This is a genomic window from Paenibacillus sp. JL3B1040, from assembly GCF_057063165.1.
Genome location: NZ_CM169317.1, coordinates 1815937 through 1835080, shown reverse-complemented (window position 1 = coordinate 1835080; position 19144 = coordinate 1815937). Strand labels below are relative to the sequence as shown.

14 protein-coding genes are annotated in these 19144 nt (G+C 57.7%); 2 read left to right on the top strand and 12 right to left on the bottom strand.

Annotation, left to right across the window (positions count from 1 at the left end; all coding sequences use genetic code 11):
• The first annotated feature begins 92 nt into the window (after window positions 1-92).
• Window positions 93-1238 carry a THUMP domain-containing class I SAM-dependent RNA methyltransferase gene (locus ACZF99_RS08150; protein WP_483610678.1) on the top strand — a complete coding sequence of 382 codons (1146 nt, stop codon included), beginning with the start codon at window positions 93-95 and terminating at the stop codon, window positions 1236-1238.
• A gap of 58 nt (window positions 1239-1296) precedes the next feature.
• The gene (locus ACZF99_RS08145; RefSeq protein ID WP_483610676.1) at window positions 1297-3321 is read left to right on the top strand and encodes an LTA synthase family protein; all 2025 of its coding nucleotides are present in this window, start codon (window positions 1297-1299) and stop codon (window positions 3319-3321) included.
• On the opposite strand, the gene ACZF99_RS08140 is transcribed toward ACZF99_RS08145, so the two are convergent.
• The 12 genes from ACZF99_RS08140 to ACZF99_RS08085 all read right to left on the bottom strand — a co-directional run bounded on the left by ACZF99_RS08140 (window position 3303) and on the right by ACZF99_RS08085 (window position 18664).
• Window positions 3303-4325 carry a LacI family DNA-binding transcriptional regulator gene (locus ACZF99_RS08140; protein WP_483610674.1) on the bottom strand — a complete coding sequence of 341 codons (1023 nt, stop codon included), beginning with the start codon at window positions 4323-4325 and terminating at the stop codon, window positions 3303-3305. The genes ACZF99_RS08145 and ACZF99_RS08140 overlap by 19 nt on opposite strands.
• Window positions 4326-4449: 124 nt before the next feature.
• Window positions 4450-5610: a glycoside hydrolase family 172 protein gene (locus tag ACZF99_RS08135; protein WP_483610672.1), complete on the bottom strand. Its 1161-nt coding sequence runs from the start codon at window positions 5608-5610 to the stop codon at window positions 4450-4452.
• A gap of 4 nt (window positions 5611-5614) precedes the next feature.
• A complete protein-coding gene (gene rbsK, locus ACZF99_RS08130) occupies window positions 5615-6532 on the bottom strand; it encodes a ribokinase (RefSeq protein WP_483610670.1) in 918 nt (305 codons plus the stop codon).
• Between the two features lie 13 nt (window positions 6533-6545).
• Window positions 6546-7157: a KpsF/GutQ family sugar-phosphate isomerase gene (locus tag ACZF99_RS08125; protein ID WP_068786445.1), complete on the bottom strand. Its 612-nt coding sequence runs from the start codon at window positions 7155-7157 to the stop codon at window positions 6546-6548.
• A gap of 301 nt (window positions 7158-7458) precedes the next feature.
• Window positions 7459-8271, bottom strand: a complete 813-nt coding sequence (locus ACZF99_RS08120; RefSeq protein WP_483610667.1) for a carbohydrate ABC transporter permease — start codon at window positions 8269-8271, stop codon at window positions 7459-7461.
• A 14-nt stretch (window positions 8272-8285) separates the two neighbouring features.
• Window positions 8286-9173 (bottom strand): carbohydrate ABC transporter permease, encoded by an 888-nt coding sequence (locus ACZF99_RS08115; protein ID WP_483610665.1) that lies wholly within the window; start codon window positions 9171-9173, stop codon window positions 8286-8288.
• Between the two features lie 91 nt (window positions 9174-9264).
• The gene (locus ACZF99_RS08110) at window positions 9265-10581 is read right to left on the bottom strand and encodes an ABC transporter substrate-binding protein (protein WP_483610663.1); all 1317 of its coding nucleotides are present in this window, start codon (window positions 10579-10581) and stop codon (window positions 9265-9267) included.
• A gap of 89 nt (window positions 10582-10670) precedes the next feature.
• Window positions 10671-11999 (bottom strand): ABC transporter substrate-binding protein, encoded by a 1329-nt coding sequence (locus tag ACZF99_RS08105; RefSeq protein WP_483610661.1) that lies wholly within the window; start codon window positions 11997-11999, stop codon window positions 10671-10673.
• The gene (locus ACZF99_RS08100) at window positions 11989-13575 is read right to left on the bottom strand and encodes a response regulator (RefSeq protein ID WP_483610659.1); all 1587 of its coding nucleotides are present in this window, start codon (window positions 13573-13575) and stop codon (window positions 11989-11991) included. Before ACZF99_RS08100 ends, ACZF99_RS08105 begins: the two co-directional genes overlap by 11 nt.
• A 38-nt stretch (window positions 13576-13613) precedes the next feature.
• A complete protein-coding gene (locus ACZF99_RS08095) occupies window positions 13614-15389 on the bottom strand; it encodes a cache domain-containing sensor histidine kinase (RefSeq protein ID WP_483610657.1) in 1776 nt (591 codons plus the stop codon).
• A gap of 163 nt (window positions 15390-15552) precedes the next feature.
• A complete protein-coding gene (locus ACZF99_RS08090; protein WP_483610655.1) occupies window positions 15553-17559 on the bottom strand; it encodes a hypothetical protein in 2007 nt (668 codons plus the stop codon).
• A 22-nt stretch (window positions 17560-17581) separates the two neighbouring features.
• Entirely contained in the window at window positions 17582-18664 is a 1083-nt protein-coding gene (locus ACZF99_RS08085) for a glycoside hydrolase family 172 protein (RefSeq protein WP_483610653.1), read from the bottom strand.
• Window positions 18665-19144 lie beyond the last annotated feature (480 nt).

Here is a 19144-nt window from a genome sequence, read left to right as displayed (position 1 = left end):
TTGTAACTTGCAGAACATTGGCCTATACTGAATTGTATGGTTTTTCCGTTATTCTCACAAGTCTAAGCGAAGCTGGAGTGATTGACTTACCTATGGCTGGACCTTTGCAATTGATCGCAACCGCGCCGATGGGCCTGGAAGCCGTGGTTGCGCGCGAATTAAAGGAATTAGGTTACGAAGACACGGTCGTGGAGAACGGCCGGGTCCATTTTACCGGAGATCTGATCGACATCTGCCGTTGCAATTTGTGGCTCCGAACCTCGGACCGAGTGCTCATCAAGATGGGCGAGTTCACCGCGGTCACCTTCGACGAGCTGTTCGAAGGCACCAAGGCGCTGCCTTGGCAGGATTTTATCCCGGCTAACGGGGAATTTCCGGTAGAGGGCCGCTCCCACAAATCGCAGCTTAGCAGCGTACCGGCTTGCCAGGGGATCGTCAAAAAAGCGATCGTCGACAAGCTGAAGCAGTCGTATCATACCGAGTGGTTCGAAGAAACCGGGCCGCGTTACGTGATCGAGGTCAACCTGCTGAACGACAAGGCGTTGTTGACGCTGGACACGACCGGTCCGGCGCTGCATAAGCGCGGCTACCGCAAGCACGCGACGGAGGCGCCGCTCAAGGAAACGATGGCGGCGGCGATGATCCTGCTGAGCCGCTGGAACCAAAACCCGGCGCGGCCGTTCTACGACCCGTGCTGCGGCTCGGGGACGCTGCCGATCGAGGCGGCGATGATCGGCTGGAACCTCGCGCCGGGCCTGCGGCGCACGTTCAACGCCGAGCGCTGGCCGGTCGTGCCGGAGGAGCTGTGGCAACAGGCGCGCGACGAGGCGATCGACGCGGTGCGCGATGACGTGCCGCTCCACATCGCCGGCAGCGACATCGACCCGGCAGCGATCGAGATCGCCAAGGCCGCGGCCAAAAGCGCCGGGCTGGCGAACGAAATCCAGTTCGCCTGCATGCCTGCCGTCAAGATCCAACCGCAGGGCGATTACGGCGTCATGATCACGAACCCGCCCTACGGCGAGCGGATCGGCGAAGAGAAGGAAGTGCGCAAGCTGATCGCCCAACTCGGGCGCGTGATGGCCGGGCTTCCGACATGGTCCTTCTTCGCGCTCACGCCGACCAAGCAGTTCGAGCACGACTTCCAGCGCAAAGCGGACAAACGCCGCAAGCTGTTCAACGGGCGCATCGAATGCCAATATTTGCAGTACCTCGGGCCCCTTCCTCCGCGCCATTAGCCGTGGGGGGAGGGTTCTCCCTTTTTACACCCGCAAGGAAAGGAGCTGACGATCCGTCATGCTGCGTTTGACACCAAATCGCGGCTTTAGCGGCCGCCATTTCGTCTATTTGTTATTCGTTGCCGCAATTTTCATGAAACTTGTCATTCTGCATACTAACCTGCACGCCCGCTATATCGACATGAACCTGCTGGACGATCTGATCGCCATCGGCTCCGTCATGCTGGTCTCGTTCTGGACGCTGTGGCTGCCCCCGCGCGGAAGAGGGATCGCCTTAGGCGTATTGAACGTGCTGCTCACGGTGTTGATTTTCGCCGATCTGGTCTATTATCGGTATTTCAGCGATTTTCTGACGGTGCCCGTGTTGCTGCAAGCCGGACAAGTGGGGGAGCTCGGCGGCAGCATCCGCGAGTTGATCCGCCCTGCCGATCTGTGGCTGATCGCCGATTGGGCCGCCTGGGCCGCGGTGAAATTGGGGCTGCGGTTGACCCGCGGGAGTGACCGTCGCCGGAGGGATCGGCTTCACGGCCCCTCCGCTTACTCCGGCATGGGGAGCGGCTCCTTCTCCCCCGTTACCTTCGGCTCGGGAAGCCGGAGAAGCGGCGGGCGCCGATTCGGTCGCCTGTTCACGGGGATCGGCGTCTTTCTGCTCGGCTTTGCCTTAACGATGGGGCCGATCCGTTACTATACCCAAACCTGGGCGGTCGGGCTGTTCGAAAACAACTGGTGGAACGTCTCCTTGTACAACGTCACCGGCTTGCTCGGCTTTCATTATTATGACGCCAGCCGCTACCTCAAGGAGCATCTCGGAGGTGGCCAAACGGTCAGCGCCGGGGAACAGGACGAGATCCGGCAGTGGTTCGCCGAAGCCGGCCAGCGCCGTCAAGCGGACAATGACCTGTTTGGGGCGTACGCCGGGAGCAACGTCATCGTCATCCAGGCCGAGGCGTTCATGAATTTCATGATCGGCAAACAAATCGGCGGCCAAGAAGTCACTCCGAATTTCAACAAGCTGATGGACGAAAGCCTATACTTCTCGAACTTCTACCATCAAACGGGCCAGGGGCGAACCTCGGATGCGGACTTCGCCTCAAACAGCTCGCTGCATCCCCTGCCGACGGGATCGGTCGCGGTCCGTTACCCGAATCATACGTTCGACGTGCTGCCGCAGATCCTGAAGGCGCAAGCCGGTTATACGACCGGAGCCTTTCATGCTTACGAAGGCAGCTTCTGGAACCGCAACAATATGTACCAAGCGATGGGTTACGACCGGTTCTACAGCAAAAAAGACTTCCAGCTGGACGAGCCCCTGGGCTGGTCGCTGGGCGACAAATCCTTTTTCCGGCAATCCTTAGGGTTCATGGCTCAAGAAAACCAGCCCTTTTATTCGTTTATGATCACTTTAACCAGCCATCATCCTTATTCGCTGCCGGCCAGCCTACAGGAGCTTGACACCGGCGAGTTCCAAGGAACGATTTTCGGCGATTATTTGCAGTCGGTGCATTACGTGGATGCCGCACTTGGCGAATTGGTGGAGGGTTTGAAGCAGAACGGCTTGTGGGACAACACGATCCTGTATTTTTACGGCGATCACGATAACTCGGTCACGGGCAAAGAGGACTACGAAAAATTCCTCGGCAAACCGCTCAGCGATCTCGATATGCACCAAATCATGAATCAGGTGCCGCTGCTCATACATCTGCCGGATGGCAAGCTGGCCGGCGTGTACGATGAACCTGCCGGCCAACTCGACATGGCCCCGTCTTTGCTGCATTTGCTGGGGATCTCCTCGGCTCCTTATTACATGATGGGCAACCATTGGTTTGCCGACTCTGAAATGGATCGCCTGGTCGTCCTCCGCTCGGGAGCGTTTACGGACAGCAAGCTGTATTACATTCCTTCGCCCGATAATCTGTTTGAAAATGGCAACTGCTACGATCTGGACAGCCGGGAGCCGACGGAAATCGAGCCGTGCCGCGCTCCCCATGAAGAGGCAATGAAACGGCTGCGGATTTCCGACAAGGTAATTATGTCGAATTTGATCGCGGACCTCCGCAAGGAGAATCAGGGGGCGGAGCGATGAGAAACGCTCGATTCGCGAACGATCAGCTCGGGCAGCAGTTTGATGTTTTTGATCGGCTGAGTCTCTCCGTTCATGCGGCGAATCAGTATTTCCGCCGCCGTCCGTCCGATTTCCCCCGCCCGGAGTGAAACCGACGTTAATTGGGGAGAAATGCGGGACGAGAGGCTCAAATTGTCCATCCCGGCAAGCAGCAGGTCTTCGGGGACGCGAATCCGCTTCTCTTCGCAGGCGCGCAGGAAGCCGTAGGCCATCAGGTCATTGGCGCAGGCAACGGCCTCCGGAAGCGGATGGCTGCCGGCCAGCAAGGATAGGCCGGCCAAATAACCGCCTTGCTCCGTATAGTCGCTTTCCCGGACCCAATCGGCGCGCAGCGAAAGCCCCGCCTCTTCCAATCCTTCGCGGTAGCCTTCGTAGCGTTCCCGGCCGGTTTGCTCCTGCAAACGGCCGCCTATATACCCGATGCGGCGGATGCCTTGACTCACGAAGTGGCGCACCACCTCTTTGATCCCCAGCTGCGTATCGACCCAGACGTAATGGAAACGGTCCTTGCCGACGGGCGAAACGTAGCGGTTCGTCAGCACGACCGGCGCATGCAGGCGGTTCAGCAAAGCGATATTTTCCTCACAAAAATCGAAAGAAACCATGATCATGCCGTCGGCGTATTTTTCCCGCAGCAGTTGGATCGCCCGTTTCTCTTCGTCCAGCCGGTTTTTCGTGTCCATCAGGATCAGCAGGTAGCCGTACGGGTCCAGCACGTCGTTGATGCCTTGAATCATATCGAAATAAAAAGGATTGCATAAATCCGGAACCGTGAACAAAACTTTGTTCGATACCCGCGTTTTCAGCATTTTGGCCGATTGGTCGGGGGCGTAATCCAACTCTTCCGCCGCCTGCATGATCCGCTTCCGGGTTTCTTCTTTGCAGTATCCGCGGCCGGACAGGGCGCGCGAGACGGTAGACGGGGAGAGGCCCAGTTTGTCCGCGATATCGTAAATTGTCGCCAAATGATCATCCCATTCTATGAAATCGCTATCATCATCTATCCATATTTTAGAATAGAACCCCCTTCGAATCAATCGACGGGTGACGAACAACGCAAGCGGCCATCCCGACGGATGGCCGCTCTGCTTACGGATTGGGGTGCGCAAATTGCTGACGGTTCGATTCCTCGTCGAACGGCAGGATGTCCGGCAGCGGCAAGCGTTCCTTGACCTTCGGCAAAGGCGCGAACGGCAGATGCGGCTCGGACTGATACCAATAGGCCGTGGACGAGAGATCGTCGCTGCGGTGGTTGTTGTGCCCGTGCTCGATCGTCACTTTGATGCTTTCGTCGAACATGACCGGGTCTTGGATATGGTAGCGGTACACGGAGATTTTCCCGCTCCAGTTGGGTCCTCCGCCAAGGATGATGCCGTGGTACGGCGTGCAGACTTCCTGCTGCGGGCACCAGGCCGTATTGAAGTAATCCTCGGTTCCCGTTCCGTGCAGGGAAGGCGGCCACGGCTCGCCGTCGATAAAGATCATGTCGTCGCCTTCGCCGTACCAGTTCCACTCCCGCGTCTCCCGCAGGTTGTGGATGTTCAAATTGCAGCCGACATAATGGCCTTTGCCTTGCGCTTCCAGGATAACGTAGTTGCCGTCCCCGGTCGTGTTTTTGCCGCCGAATTCAAAAAACGCGTTATCGACGTCCTTGTCGGGAATCCCTTCCGTCGGGCATTCGCGGTTCCACTTGGCATGGAAGCGCAGTTCATCCGCCGGCAAGCTTTCGTACTGTTCGTAATCGACGTAAAAATAAAATTTGATCGTCTGTTCCGCTTCGCTTTCCACGGTGATCCGCGCGCCGGAAGCGAACGGCATCGGAAAATAGCTGACGAACGCCTTTCCGTCCTCCGGGCTCATCATCAGGCAAGCGGAGGTGTAGTTTCTCGTAATTCCGTGGCCAAGCCCGAAAAAATCGCCGATCGGCGCTTCCACGCTGGGTTCGGTTTCGCCGTCCCAGTACATGCGCAGCACGATTTTGCGCGGCAGGAACGTTTCCTCCGCCGGAGCGTCGGTCGCCATCGTCATCCAGATATGCTTGATGCAACCCGCCCCGGGGATGCGGCAAATCTCGGTGTTGTCCCCCGGTTTGATGCTGAAGTAATCCTTGTTGCCTCCCGAACGATCGTAACTGGACGCCCGTTTGCTTTTGCCTTGGCGACTGCGGGAGAGGCTTGACAAATTTTGCACGATCTCCATGGTGTGATCCCTGCCTTTATTAGGTTTGGTCAGCCGAATTCGGCTACGCAAGTTGCTAGATTCTGCTCTTTAGAAAAGCCTCCACTTCCTCGCGCCGGGGCAGCGAAGGAATCGCCCCCCGCCGGGTGACGGTCAAAGCGCCGACCGCGTTGGCATACCGCACGGCTTCCTCGACCGAAGCGCCGCGCAGCAGCCGGGCGGCCAGGGCGCCGTTGAACGAGTCGCCGGCCGCCACCGTATCGATCGGTTTCACCGGGAAGCCTTCCACGCTCGTAAAGCCGTCCCGGCCGGCGATCAATGCGCCCTTTTCCGCCAGCGTCACGATGACGTAGCTTACCCCGCGGTCCAGCAGCAACTGCGCGCCCCGCCGGACGTTTTCGGGCGAATCGGCGGGGATGCCCGTCAGCAAAGCCAGCTCGCTTTCGTTTGGCGTCAAATACGTCACCTTGCGCAGCAGCTCGTCGCTCAGCGCCCGCGCCGGGGCCGGGTTCAGGATGCAAGGCACGCCGTATTTGCGAGCCAGCTCCGCGGCCTGCTCGATGACCGAGAGATCCATTTCCAGCTGCATCACGAGCATTTTCGCGTTTCGGATGAGCGGCTCCAGCTCCCGGGTTTCCTCCGGCGTAAACCGGAGGTTGGCCCCGGGAACGACGATAATGCGGTTTTGCCCGTTTTCGTCCAGCACGATCGAACCGACGCCGGTCGGCGCATGCGCATCGGTCAGGATATGGCCGACATCAATCCCTTCTTGCTCCAGCACCGCCCTCATCTCTTGGCCGAACGAATCGTTGCCGAGCTTGCCCGCCATCGCCACCGAAGCGCCGAGCCGGGCGGCCGCGACCGCCTGGTTGGCTCCTTTGCCCCCCGGGAATCGGTCGAAGCTGTTGCCGATAATCGTTTCCCCGTCTTCTGGGGCCCGGTAGGCCCCGATGACGAGATCCATCATGAAGCTGCCGATCACCATAATGCCCATGGCTGCGTCCTCCTCACGAATGTACGTCCGAGCCGGCGTTTTTCCGGGACAGCTGGTCGCCCAGGCTGCCTCCGGGGTGGAACAGATGGAAGCTTTCTTGGGTGAAGCCTTTCACTTTGCATAACGTAACGACCAAAGCGTCGCCGACGGCCAACTGCAAGAGCGCGCTCGTGGTCGGCGCCAGCCCGAGATGATCGGCTTCCCGCTCGTAGTTGTAGGACAATACGGCGTGACAGCGGCGCCCCAGCGTGGAATCTTGGTTTTTGGTGATGGCGATGCAAGGCGAGCCGATTTTTTCGATAATGCCCAGCACGTTCAGCACCTCGGCCGTTTCGCCGCTATTGGACAGCAAGATCACCACGTCTTTCTTCTCGATCATGCCGCTGTCGCCGTGCACCGCTTCGGCGGAGTGGACGAAAAACGCCGGCGTCCCCGTACTGGATAAGGAGGCCGCGATTTTTTTGCCGATGTGGCCCGATTTGCCGATGCCCGTGACGACGACCTTACCCGTGCAGTTTTTCAGCATTTCGACGGCCTTCACATATTCTTCGTTGACGTTTTGGCTGGTCAGATACAGCGCGTGGGCTTCGTTCTCCAGCGCCTCCCGCACCCATTGGTCAATCATAGTATCTTTGCTCCTTTCATCTAACCGAATCGAAATCCTATGCCAAGTCCATCCCCGTAGTCCGGAGCTTTGCAGGATTATCCCGTTGATTCAGGCCCTAAAGCCGCGAAAAGCACAACTCCGAGAACGAGAGGATGGGGCGGATCACCTTGTTCCCTCGTTCCGCTCCTTGCTCACTTACCCAAAGGGATAATCGTGCAATGGGGGTTCTAGGGATAAAAAATGTAGCGATTTTTTTGGAGCTGATTTTTTGAACTTCCATTTTAATCTAGGTTCAAAAATCCGGGTTTTCAGCACCGACTTATTTGATGCCGGTCATTTTGATGCCTTCGACGAGGTAGCGCTGCGCCACAAAGAACAACAGCAGCGTCGGCAACGCGGCGATGACCGCGGCGGCCAACACCACGTTCCACGGCGTGTAATACCCGCCGCCGACGAGGTTCGCGAGCTGCTGCTGCACCACCCACAGCGATTCGCGCTGCGTGATGATCAGCGGCCACAAATATGCGTTCCAGTTGGCGACGAAAAACCCGATCGTCAGCGGAATAATGATCGAACGCGACAGCGGCAGCGCGATCCGGAAGAACGTTCCGGCCACCGACAAGCCTTCGATATAAGCCGCTTCCTCCAGTTCTTTCGGGAAATCGCGGTAAAACTGCCGGAACAGGAATATCCCGTAGGCATTAAAAATCGACGGTATGATCAGTCCGGCATAAGAGTCCAGCATGCCGAAGCTTTTCGTAATCAGGTAGAGCGGGATCGTAATCACCGCAAACGGCACCATCAGCGTGCTTAACATCCAGGCGAAAATGTACTTTCGACCGGGAAACCGCAAGCGGGCTAAAGCATATCCCGACATCGCATGAAACAGCATGGCGACGACGGTGACGGTGATGCTGACGATCAGCGAGTTGCCGATCGAACGCAGCAAATGCGTCGTTTGGATCGCTTCGGTAAAATTGCTCCAGGCCAGTTCCATGGGAACCCACGTCACGTCGAGCACATTCTCCTCCGACCGCAAGGAGCTGATCACGAGCAGGTAAATCGGGAACACCATCACCAGCCCCAACAGGACGGCGAGCAAATTTTGCGGCATTCGCTTCCATGTTCTCACTTGGGGTCACCTCCTTAGTCTTTGGCGGAAAACAGCTTCATTTGGACGAGGGACAAACAGAAAATAAGCAGGAACAGGACGAATGCCAGCGCCGACGAGTATCCCATGTTCAATAGCTGGAAGCCTTGTTTGAAAATATAGACGACGCTCACCTCCGTGCTGTTCGCCGGCCCGCCTTTGGTCATGACCATGATTTGGTCGAAAACCTGGAACGAGCCGATCGTTGTCACGACGAGGATAAACGTATTGGTTTCTTTGAGCAGCGGAAACGTAATGCTCCGGAATATCTGCCAGCGCGAAGCCCCGTCGATCGTGGCGGCTTCGTAATAATCCTTGGGGATTTCCTTGATCGCCGACAGGAAAATAATCATGTTATAGCCGACGTTGATCCACAGCAGCACCGCGACGATACTGTACAGCGCCTGGGAGGTCGAACCGAGAAATTGCTGCGGCTGGCCGCCGAAAAACGCCAGGATTTCGTTGACGATCCCGTTGCGGGGATCGAGCATGTACATGCCGATGATCGCCGAGATGACCGACGTGATCGCAAACGGAATCAGGAACATCGTCCGCACGGGGGAGACGATTTTCCCTTTCAACGCGTTCAACATCACCGCCGAACCGAGTGAAAGGCAAAACAGCAGCGGAACGTAGACGACGGTAAACTGCAGCGTTTTGCCGACGGAATGCCACCAGTCCGCATCTTTGGACAAGCTGACATAGTTATCGAAACCGATGAACTTCATCGGATTCAACGCGTCCCATTCATGCAAGCTGACGTAGAACGCGTAAACGATCGGTAAAAAAACGAAGATGAACAAGCCCAGCAGATCGGGCAACAAAAAACAGTAGGCCGTGATTCTTTCCTGCCATACTCTTGTACGCCATTTGCGCGGAATCACTTCAACCCCTCCTCCAAAGAAGATTCGAGGGAGGCGGGCACCCCGTAAGCAACGCCCGCCCATCCCCCAATCCGACATCTGCCTTGTTTCTTTACTTCATCGCTTCATTGATTTTGGCGTCGGCGTCTTTGGCGGCTTCCGCCCCTGTTTTGTTGCCGAACATGACTTGCGTCATCGCATCGCCGATCGCTTCGACGACGTCCGGGTTGTACACCGGCTCCGGAATGGCCGATTCGTAAATTTCGTTCGTGAACACTTGGCGCAAGCCTTTGTTGTAAATTTCCTTACCGGCTTCCACCACTGATTGGCGGGCAGGGTAAGCAAACTTCGTTTCCGTCGCCCACTTCAGCGGACGGGACGTGTCGGCGTCGGCAAAGGCCCACATCACGAAGTTGGCGGCTTCCTCCAGGTTTTTGCTCTTGGCGTTCACGGCGAATTTCCAGCCTCCGGCTGTCGTTACCGTTTGGCCCCCGTCCGGAGTCGGCAACGGAGCGAGCTTGATCGGAACGTCGCCGTAGACTTCCTCGATCCGGCTGACCGCCCAGGTGCCGCAAATCTGCATGGCCGCCGTCTTCTTGCCCAGGTTATCGATCTCCCAAGGGCCGTACTGCAGCTTGGAAGGCGACAGTTTCTCCCGGAAGAACGTGCCCCAGAAATCGAGCGCTTTCGCCGTCTCCGGCGAATTGAACGCCGACGTCTTGCCGTCGTCCGCCAGCACCTTGCCGCCGGCTTGCCACAGGAACGGATAGAAGTTGAAATTGAAGTAGGCGCCTTTGTCCGGCGGAAGCACCAGGCCGGCCACTTTGTCCGTCGTCAGCTTGCGGGCGGCTTCCAGCAGCTCATCCCACGTTTTCGGTACGCTGACACCGGCTTGCTTCAGCATGTCTTCGTTGTAGTAAAGGCCCAGAAGCTCCATTTCGTAAGGCAAAGCCAAAATTTTGCCGTCCACCGTCACCGCATCCAGCGCGGAAGGAAGGAAGTCTTCTTTGACCCCTTCCGGGAAATACGGCGACAAATCGGCCAGATACCCGGAATTGGAGAATTTCATGAAGTCGCCGGGGCTGATCATGTAAATGTCGGGACCATTGCCGCCGGAAAAAGCGATCGGCAGTTTCGTCGAGGTGTAATCGGCTTGGTTATAGGTGGAGTATACGATTTCCACGTTCGATTGCGAAGCGTTGTACGCTTTGACGAGATCTTCGAAATATTTCTGCTCGGCTTCGGTGTGCATATCCCAGAACTGCAGCTTGACCTTCTCCTTCGTCCCTCCGCCGTTTGCGGCCGGGGCCCCGTCCGAACCGGCGTTATTCGCCTGATTGTTCGAACCGTTCGCGCCGCAGCCGGCCAGGAGAAGGAGCAAAAGCGCCATCAGAGCGGGCAAAACGATCTTCCAACGAGTCTTCTTCATCTCTTATGAATCCCCTTTCATTTGTGGTCGACTTCAGTATAGTCGCCGGGGATTCATGCTCGTAACGGGAAATAATTTCGGAGGGTGGATTATTTTTCGCTGTCCGTCAGGTAGTCGGTAATCTGCCGATAGGTGCTGGCGGCAAGCTCATCGGGCAGCGCTCCGCCGTACAATAAACGCTGGAGCGAATCGGTGAAAATGCCGCTGATTTCCGCCGGATACTGCGGCTCCTGCCGCTCCGTACCGTAGATCTGCTCCGTGAACACCCGGCGAAGTCCTTTTTGGTACAATTCGCCGCCCGCTTCCATGACCGATTTGCGCGGGGAGTAGGCAAACTTCACCTCGCTGACCCACTTCAACGGGAGTTCCGGCTCGCCGGCAAACGCCCACATCACGAATTTCTTGGCTTCGTCCGCGTGTTTGCTGAAATGGTTCACGCCGATCTTCCATCCTCCGGCGATCGTGACCGGCTGTCCGCCGTCAGGCACGGGAAGCGGAACGACGCCGATCGGTTTGTCGGCGTAAATCGTCTCCAGCATGCGGATATTCCAGGTGCCGCTGACCTGCATCGCCGTTTCGCCGCTGGCCAGGATGCCGATATCCGTCGTCGGGCGGGACGGGTGCATATTCAGCAGCCCCCGATCCGTCATGTCGCGGAAAAAGCGGAACATCGTGTCGGCACCGGGAGCGTCCAAGCCCGAGGCCCGCCCGTCTTCGGACACCAAATCCGCCCCGGTCTGCCACAAAAAAGGGAGCCAGGCGAAATTTTGATACACGCTTTGGAACGTCTCCATCGTCAGCCCGCTGACGCCCGGCGCTTTCAGCGCTTGGGCCGCCGCTTCCAATTCCGTCCAAGTCGCCGGCGGCCGAATCCCCCTCTCGCGGAACATCGCTTCGTTGTAGTACAAACCGAGCAGTTCCGTTTCGAACGGCACCGCGTAAATCTGTCCGCCCAGCGTCACCGATTCCAGCGCCGCGTCGTTGAAATCCCGCCGAATCTCCGGCGTGAATTCCGCGGTGAGCGGCTCCAGAATCCCCGCATTCTCGAACCGCCGGATCGTCCCCGGGGATACGAAAAACACGTCCGGCCCATGTCCCGAAGCAAACGAAGCCAGCAGCTTGCTATCGGTAAAGTAGTCGTCGCTCGAGATGAAATCGACTTGGATTTCCACGTTCGGGTGCTCCTGTGTATATTGCTCGCCCAGCCATTTCCAGAACTCGAACTCCTGGCCCGTGTGAAAGCTCAGCAGATGCAAGACGATCCGGTCCGGGTCGGCTTGCGCGACTTCCGGATGATCCAGCAGAATATTAAGGTCGCCGCGATCCGCCGCAGGCTCCGGCGACGGCCGGCAAGCGGCGAGCAGCAGCGTTACGGCCATGACCGGCAGCAGCCAACGCCAAATCGCCCTACTTCTCATCGTCCTCGTCCTTCCGGTAGAAAAATTGCCGATACTCCCCCGGCGTCACGCCCTCCGTCTTTTTGAACAGCCGCGAGAAGTATTTCACGTCCTGGTACCCAACCATCTCCGAAATGTTGTACAGCTTCAAATCCGGGTCCATCATCAGATTTTTCGCCTTATCCATCCGGAACTGGGTCAAATACTCGATAAACGACATCCCCATCTCCTGCTTGAAAAAAGAGCTGAAATAACTGCTGCTCATCCCCGCCTTGCCGGCCACGTCGTTCAGCGAAATATCCTGCATGTAGTGGCGATGGATAAAGCCGACCGCCGTTTCCAGCGTCCGGTTGTGCTTCTGCTGCTTTTTCCATTCCGCCTTGTCGATCGCCGCCGCCGTCAGCTCATCGACGAACCGGATGAATTCGTCGGCGGAGAAGTTCACCTGAAACCATTCGTAAGGCTTGAGCTCGTCCTGAAAGACCAGGGCGGTGATTTTCTGCTCGTGCACATAGCGAACGACGGAGGATAGCAATTGCAGACAATACCCATGGAATACCGGGTAAACGACGTTTTGCTCCAACACCGTGCCGACGAAGCGGCGCAGCGTTTCCCGCGCCCGGGCGCCGTCTCCTTCGCGAAGCGCCAGCACGAGCGCTTCGTCCAGGTCGCTCGGATAGCCGGGCGCGTTCCCGTTCCCTTCCGTGTTCGCCAATTCCCCATGCTCATGCACGAGACCGCTCCCGCAGATCCAGCGGTTCAACAGCGCTTCGCGAGCTTCGGCAAAGGCGCGCGGCAGCTCGGCGAAATCGTCCGCGCGGCTGCTGATCCCCACCGAAATGGAGATGCGCACCCAACGGCGGACCTCATAAATCATCGATTTATAAACGTCCCTCGGACAAGGCCCGTCAAACAGCAGAAAATAGATTTGCGACGCGCTCGCAAACAAGAACCGGCTGCCCAAACCCTCCCGATTCTGCAAAATTTCGTACGCGATGTTCCGCACGGCGAACACCACCAGCTGACGGTCTCCCCATTGGTCCTCGGTCACCAGCTCGTCGAAGTCCTCGATATCGATCGCGATCACGTGATAATCCCGGACGGCTTCGGGAAGTTGTCCGCGCAGCCGGTCGAGATGGTCGGCGGAGTCCTCGATGCCAAGCAGCCAATCCTTCCACAGCTTGGCGTAATGGAAATCGGCGGAAATCGCCGGAACGCCTGCTGCCGGCTTGCCGATTTCTTGCTTCAAGCGGCCGAGCAGATCGCGAACCTCGTCCGGTTTCAGCGGCTTGAGCAAATAGTCGAACGCCCCGAACCGGATGGCGGTTTTGGCGTATTCGAAATAGCCGTACCCGGACAAAATGACGACTTGAACCGGATACTCGCGAAGCGCATTCAGCAAATCCAATCCGTTCATGTTCGGCATGCGAATATCCGTGATCACGAGGTCGGGCATATCCTTGCGCACCAGCTCCAGCGCTTCGTTGCCGTTTTTGGCTTGGCCCACGACCGTCCATTCGGCGTCCAGGGCGGGAATCAGCTTGGTGAGTCCGCTGCGGACCTTCGTCTCATCGTCGACGATCAATGCTTTATACATGTCATAGCCCCCTAGGTTTGATTGATCCGGGTTTCGCCTTATCCGGCGATTGCCGGAATGACGATCGTAATCGTCGTTCCTTCCCCGTAAACGGAATTCACCTGCACGCCGAACTCCGGCCCGTATTCCAGCTTCAGGCGGTCGTTCAGATTATACATCCCGATGCCGTGCACCAACCGGTCGCGAATCATCTGCAGCTTCTCCTCGGGAATCCCGCTTCCGTTATCCCGGATGCGGATCACGAGGACCCGGCCGTCCTCTTGCAGTCCCATCGACACGTCGATGCGCCCGCCCGATTCCATCTCCTCCATCCCGTGCAAAATCGAGTTCTCCAAGTAGGGCTGCAGCAACAGGCGCGGCACTTTATAGCCGTAAATGGACGGGTCGACGTCGAACCCGATTTCGAACCGCTCCTCGAACCGCATCTCTTGCAAATAGGCGTAATTTCTCGCCCATTTCAGTTCCTCTTCGATCGTGACGAGCGGAGCGCCCGGCCGGATCGCGTAACGCATAATGTCGCTCAGCGACGTGATCATGCCGCTGATCTCCGGCTGCTCCTTCTCGATCGCGATCCAGTTCATCGCATCCAGCGTATTGTAGACGAAGTGAGGGTTGATCTGCGCTTGCAGCGCTTTGATCTCGGCTTCTTTTTCCTGCTCGGAGATGACCTTCACTTCATGGATCAAGTCGTTGATTCGGCTGCTCATGCTGTTGAAAGAGCTTTGCAGCAGCCCGATTTCATCCTCCGATTGCGCCTGCAGGCGGTATTCGAAATTGTCCTTCTGAATCCGTTTCATCGCCACCGCCATCTGGCGGATCGGTTTGGTGATGTAATGCGTTGTCAGCCAGGCCAGCAGCACGAACAACAAGGCGAAGACGCATAACGTTACGATAAAAAACCGCTTTAGCGAACCCGATGCCTGCAAGGCGTCGGACTGCGGCATTAGCGAGAAATAATACCAGCCGTTGTATTCGGAGCGCTCCATACCGATGCGGTAAGGCTTCCCGTTCAAGTCCATCCGGGACAACGCGTCTCCGCTTGCGATCATCTCCTTGAAAAAGGGCTGATCCGCCAGCTTGAGCCGATACGCCTCGTCGTTGCCGTGCCACACGAGGTTCCCGTCGCCGTCCGCGATCAAAATGACGCCCTGCGGGCTTACGCTGACGCCTTTCACGATGCGATCCAGCGCGGAGATTTTGACGTTCATCATCAGCACGCCGATATTTTGCAAGGAATCCGTCACGTCTTTCACCAGCATGCCTGCCGGGATGTAGTAGGTCGAATAGTTGAAATAATTGTTCGCGGGCATTTCGTACGTCGGCAGCCACGTAATCTGTCCCGACCTCGCCTCGATCGCCCCCGTCCATTCGGGATGCCGCTCCAGGATCGGCCGGAACACGCCGGAACCTTTGATGTCGGCAAAATACATCGCCCCGTTCCTGGCGAGCAGGTAAATCGAGTCGATGTCCTCCTTGCCGCGCAGCGAATCGCGCAAAAACCGGTTGACCGTATCCTCGGCGTTCGCCCGGGCCCCCTTCGCGTTTCGGCCGTCCATCCGGCTAAGCTGCTCGATCAGCGGGCCGTTGTCGTAAATCGTGAGCATGCGGTTTTCAATCTCCGACAGCAGCTGGTCGACGTTGCTGCGGACCAGATGAAGCGATTGCAACGCTTCGCGGTCGGCCCGTTCGGCGGCGAAATTGCTGGAACTCCGGTAGAAAATAAACCCGGCAAACACGAGCGGCGTCAAAATGAACAACACGAGCATCAGCATCAGCTTGTTCCGGAGTTTGGCGTTTTTGAGCCTAGTCCACATCAGGGCGTTTCTCCTCCAGTCATAAAGCGCTTACAATGATGGGATTCCAAATTGTGGAATCGATTGCAGATCTCTACCCAAAGTATACGGCCCCGCTGCCGTTTCGGCAAAAGAAATCGGATTCATTCCTGAAATTCCCGGTTCCGGCCGCCCCGACCCGGCCTCAAATGTCCAATTCCGGATCATGCGCTTTGATGCGCAAGTAACTTTCCGCCGCGGCTCCGTTGCCCCAATCGAAAATCGTAAACTCGCCCATTCCGGTTCCCCGCTCGTTCACCTCCCCTCCATGCCCGTAGTTTTCCATCATAAAACCGTAGTCCCGTTCCCCGAAAAAAGGAAATGCCTCCTCCCATTGCGCTTTCGTCTTCGGATTCTCCGGGCAGTACATCATGACGAAGGAGGCCTTGAGGGCGGCCAGCCCGCGCTCGAGATATTCGGTCCTGCCCAGCTCGCGGCCGTACTCCAGAATCAATTCGGCGAACAGGCTTTGCCGGGAATCGTTCCACTCGCCGTCGGCATTCATGACCCCGAATCCGCCCAACACATCGACATGCAGATACGGGGGTTGCCAGGAGGCTTGCGTCATCAGCATTTCGTCCAGACATCGTTCCCCCTGCCGCAAATACGAAATCTCGCCCGTCCGTCTGTAACACGCCAGGAACGCCTCCGCCGCCCAAAACATCGAGAAATTGCACTGCTTATACATCTTGTTGCGCGCATATTTCCGGCCGACATGATCCTTGCCGCCAAACCCCGAGCAGGACCAGTATGTCTCGAAGTCCTCCCAGCGGCCCTCGGGCACCACTTTCTCCGCGACCGCCTCCGCCGCCCGCAGCGCGGCTTGAGTATAGCGGGCCTGGCCGGTCATTTCGCCAAGCTGGAGCAAAAACGTGACGGACACCGCCGTCTCCGGCGAATCCCGCAGCGCCTCAAGCGGCTCCAAGGTATGCCAATCCAGCCAAGCCGGGAAAAACCCCAGCGCATCCTGAAGCGCGATCAACGCGTCTCCGTAACGAACGGCATAGGACAACAACCGCGGGTCCCGCTCCAGCTCCCCGTACCACCGGAGCATCCATAACGCCGTCCAGCTCATATCGGCAATATGATATGGCGCTTCCTTGATTCGGCGATCCGGCAGCGGGTTGCGGTCGGAATTTCCCCAGTACGCGGTATCCCATCCTTTGGAGCGATGGACGAGCGCGTCCCCGATTCGGACCTGCTCCATTTCCGTGGCGATGACCGACGGAAAAAAGCCGCTGCGCTGCGGCGCTGACAACGCCAGCTCCTTCATCAACCTCGCCCGCCGGAGCAGGTCCGGATCATCGTGTTGCCGACCGTATCGAAATACGCCCACTGCCGAGCGAAGCGAGCTGAACCACGCCTGATTCCAAATGGAGCGGGTCTCCCGCTCGCTGGCCGGCCCGGGATAATTCGGGCTTTGCGTAACGTTGACGATGAACGCCGGCGCCCCTACCTTTATCCCGTTCAACTCGAACTCCTGCCACACCTGCCGTTCCCAATGCTCGAACGCCCAGCGGTACGCGTACCGCACGAACGGCGCCAGCGGCGCGGGTAAAGGCGCCCCGGTCCGGTAAAGCGGCGCTCCCCACCGTTCCCAAAGGAAGCGCAGGACCGCACGCCACGGGTTGGCCAGCGCCTCCGGCGCGTCGCTGACCATCAGGTGAAAGCCGACTTTCACGCGGCCTGCGGCGTAGCTTGCTCCGGGCTTTTTTTCGTAAAGCACATGTTCCTTTACCCGGCTACCGCCCATGCCCAGCACAAGCTCGTTCCGGGAAGCGTCATTATCCATATACCAGCGGACCTGGCTCCCCTCCCCCAGTAGATCGAGGTCGGGGATCAGCGCCAGCATCCGCCGGTCATCCCGGACGATCAACGCCGGGGAGCGGAAGCTGTGCTGGTCGATCACATGGCGGTCGGTCGGGGTCAAATGAGGCGCCCAATGGAAAGAGGGGGCAAAGGCCGGTACGACCTTCACCCTCCAATCATCCTGCCGGACCGGACGATCCAGGCGAAATGTCAGCCTAAAATGGTACACGCCGGGTTCCGGCTCGCTCCCTTGCACCTCCGGCTCCGTGCCTCCGATGAAATCGTACGCGATCGATGCGGCGAATGCCGACAGGTTCGGGCCGGGCGAAATGCTCCCTAGCATGTCATTCCCTCCTTGGATTCGCTTAAATGACTTCCAGCCCGTCGTTATCCGGCAACTGCGGGTAAGCCGCATGCGGCTCCGATTGATACCAATAGCTGACGGAGGCGATATCGTCCTGCAGCGGCAAATACCGGCCGCCGGACCGCCAGCCGAGCGCCTGGATCGTGACGCGCAGATCGCTTTCGAAGCGGATCGGGTCCATCACGTGCCAGCGGTACATGCCGAAGCGCTGCTGGCTCCGGTATAAGCCGTCCGGCTTAATGATCTGATGGAGACCTAAGTAAGCCGTGGAAAAGGAGGCGTATTCTCCTTTCGGCTGCTCGAAGTTCCACGCTCCGCCGAAATAGTCTTCCGTACCCGTGCCGCAAATGGTCGGATAATCCTGATCCCCGTCCATGTAGAACTTGATTTCTCCTTCGCCCCACCAGCCGTTGTTGTTCACCTGCCAGGCTAGATAGGTGCCCACGTAGTGGCCTTTTCCGCGGACGCCGTCCAACAGCACGTGCACGTCCTTATAGCGAAGCGGGCTGCTTCTTCTCCATTGGGCATGGAAATAAGCGGCATCGTCCGGTACCTCGGTCAAGGTGTAGTCGATTTGATAGTACAGGACAACCGGCGAGCCCATCCGGTTTTCGACCGTGATTTTGGCTTTTTGGCGAAACGGCATCACCCAATAGCTATTCATCCCGCCGGCCGGATTGACCGCCACCGGCAGCGAGTTGACGTTGCTGCGCTCGCACCAACCGTTGCAGAAGAAGTCGCCCAGCGGCGTTTCCACGCTCGGCTCGCTCTCGCCGTCCCAGTACATCCGCAAAATCAAATGCCGCCAGCTGTCCGGGAAGCAGGTCAGCCAAATATGCTGAATCGCTCCCGGCCCGTCGATGTCCGCCACCGTAAAGGTCTGCCCCGGCGCGATGCTCACCGACGGCGATACCTTCCAGCCCTGCCCGAGGTCGCGGGCGCACTCCGCCCCCGTGCCTTTGGTGGCCATGCCGCCTTGGCCTTTGGCGCCGGTAAAGTTCTCCGCGCTGATCGATCGTGTCTTCGCCGGCGACATCCGGTACAAGTTGCCTAATCCTAGATCCAGTCCGTTAAATAGGTTCATGATCATCTCTCTCTCCTTATTAGATGCAGTTCAAAAATTCATCTTCGCATCACGAAGCAATTTTCAAAGCAGTTATTCGGCGTCGAGTCTTGAATTCAGCCGGGCCTTCCGCTGCTCACGTAGATCTATCTACGCTCCGCTGCTCACTCCCTAGCTTCATCCAACCTTCTCGGTGCTCCAAACCTGACTTTTTGAACCTTCATTGAAACGGTAGTTCAAAAATTCATCTTCGCGTCACGAAGCAATTTTCAAAGCAGTTATTCGGCGTCGAATCTTGAATTCAGCCGGGCCTTCCGCTAACGGACATCAGAAACGCTATTCACCGCTTTTGAGCAGTTTCCGAATCTTACGGACCGAGGAGACCTTATTTCGTACAAAAGCGGATAAGGAGTCACCGTTAGGGTCGAATAAGGTCTCTGGAGTCCGTTACAGCGGGAAATAGCCGGGAAATGGGCCAATAAGGTCTTTACGGTCCGTTAC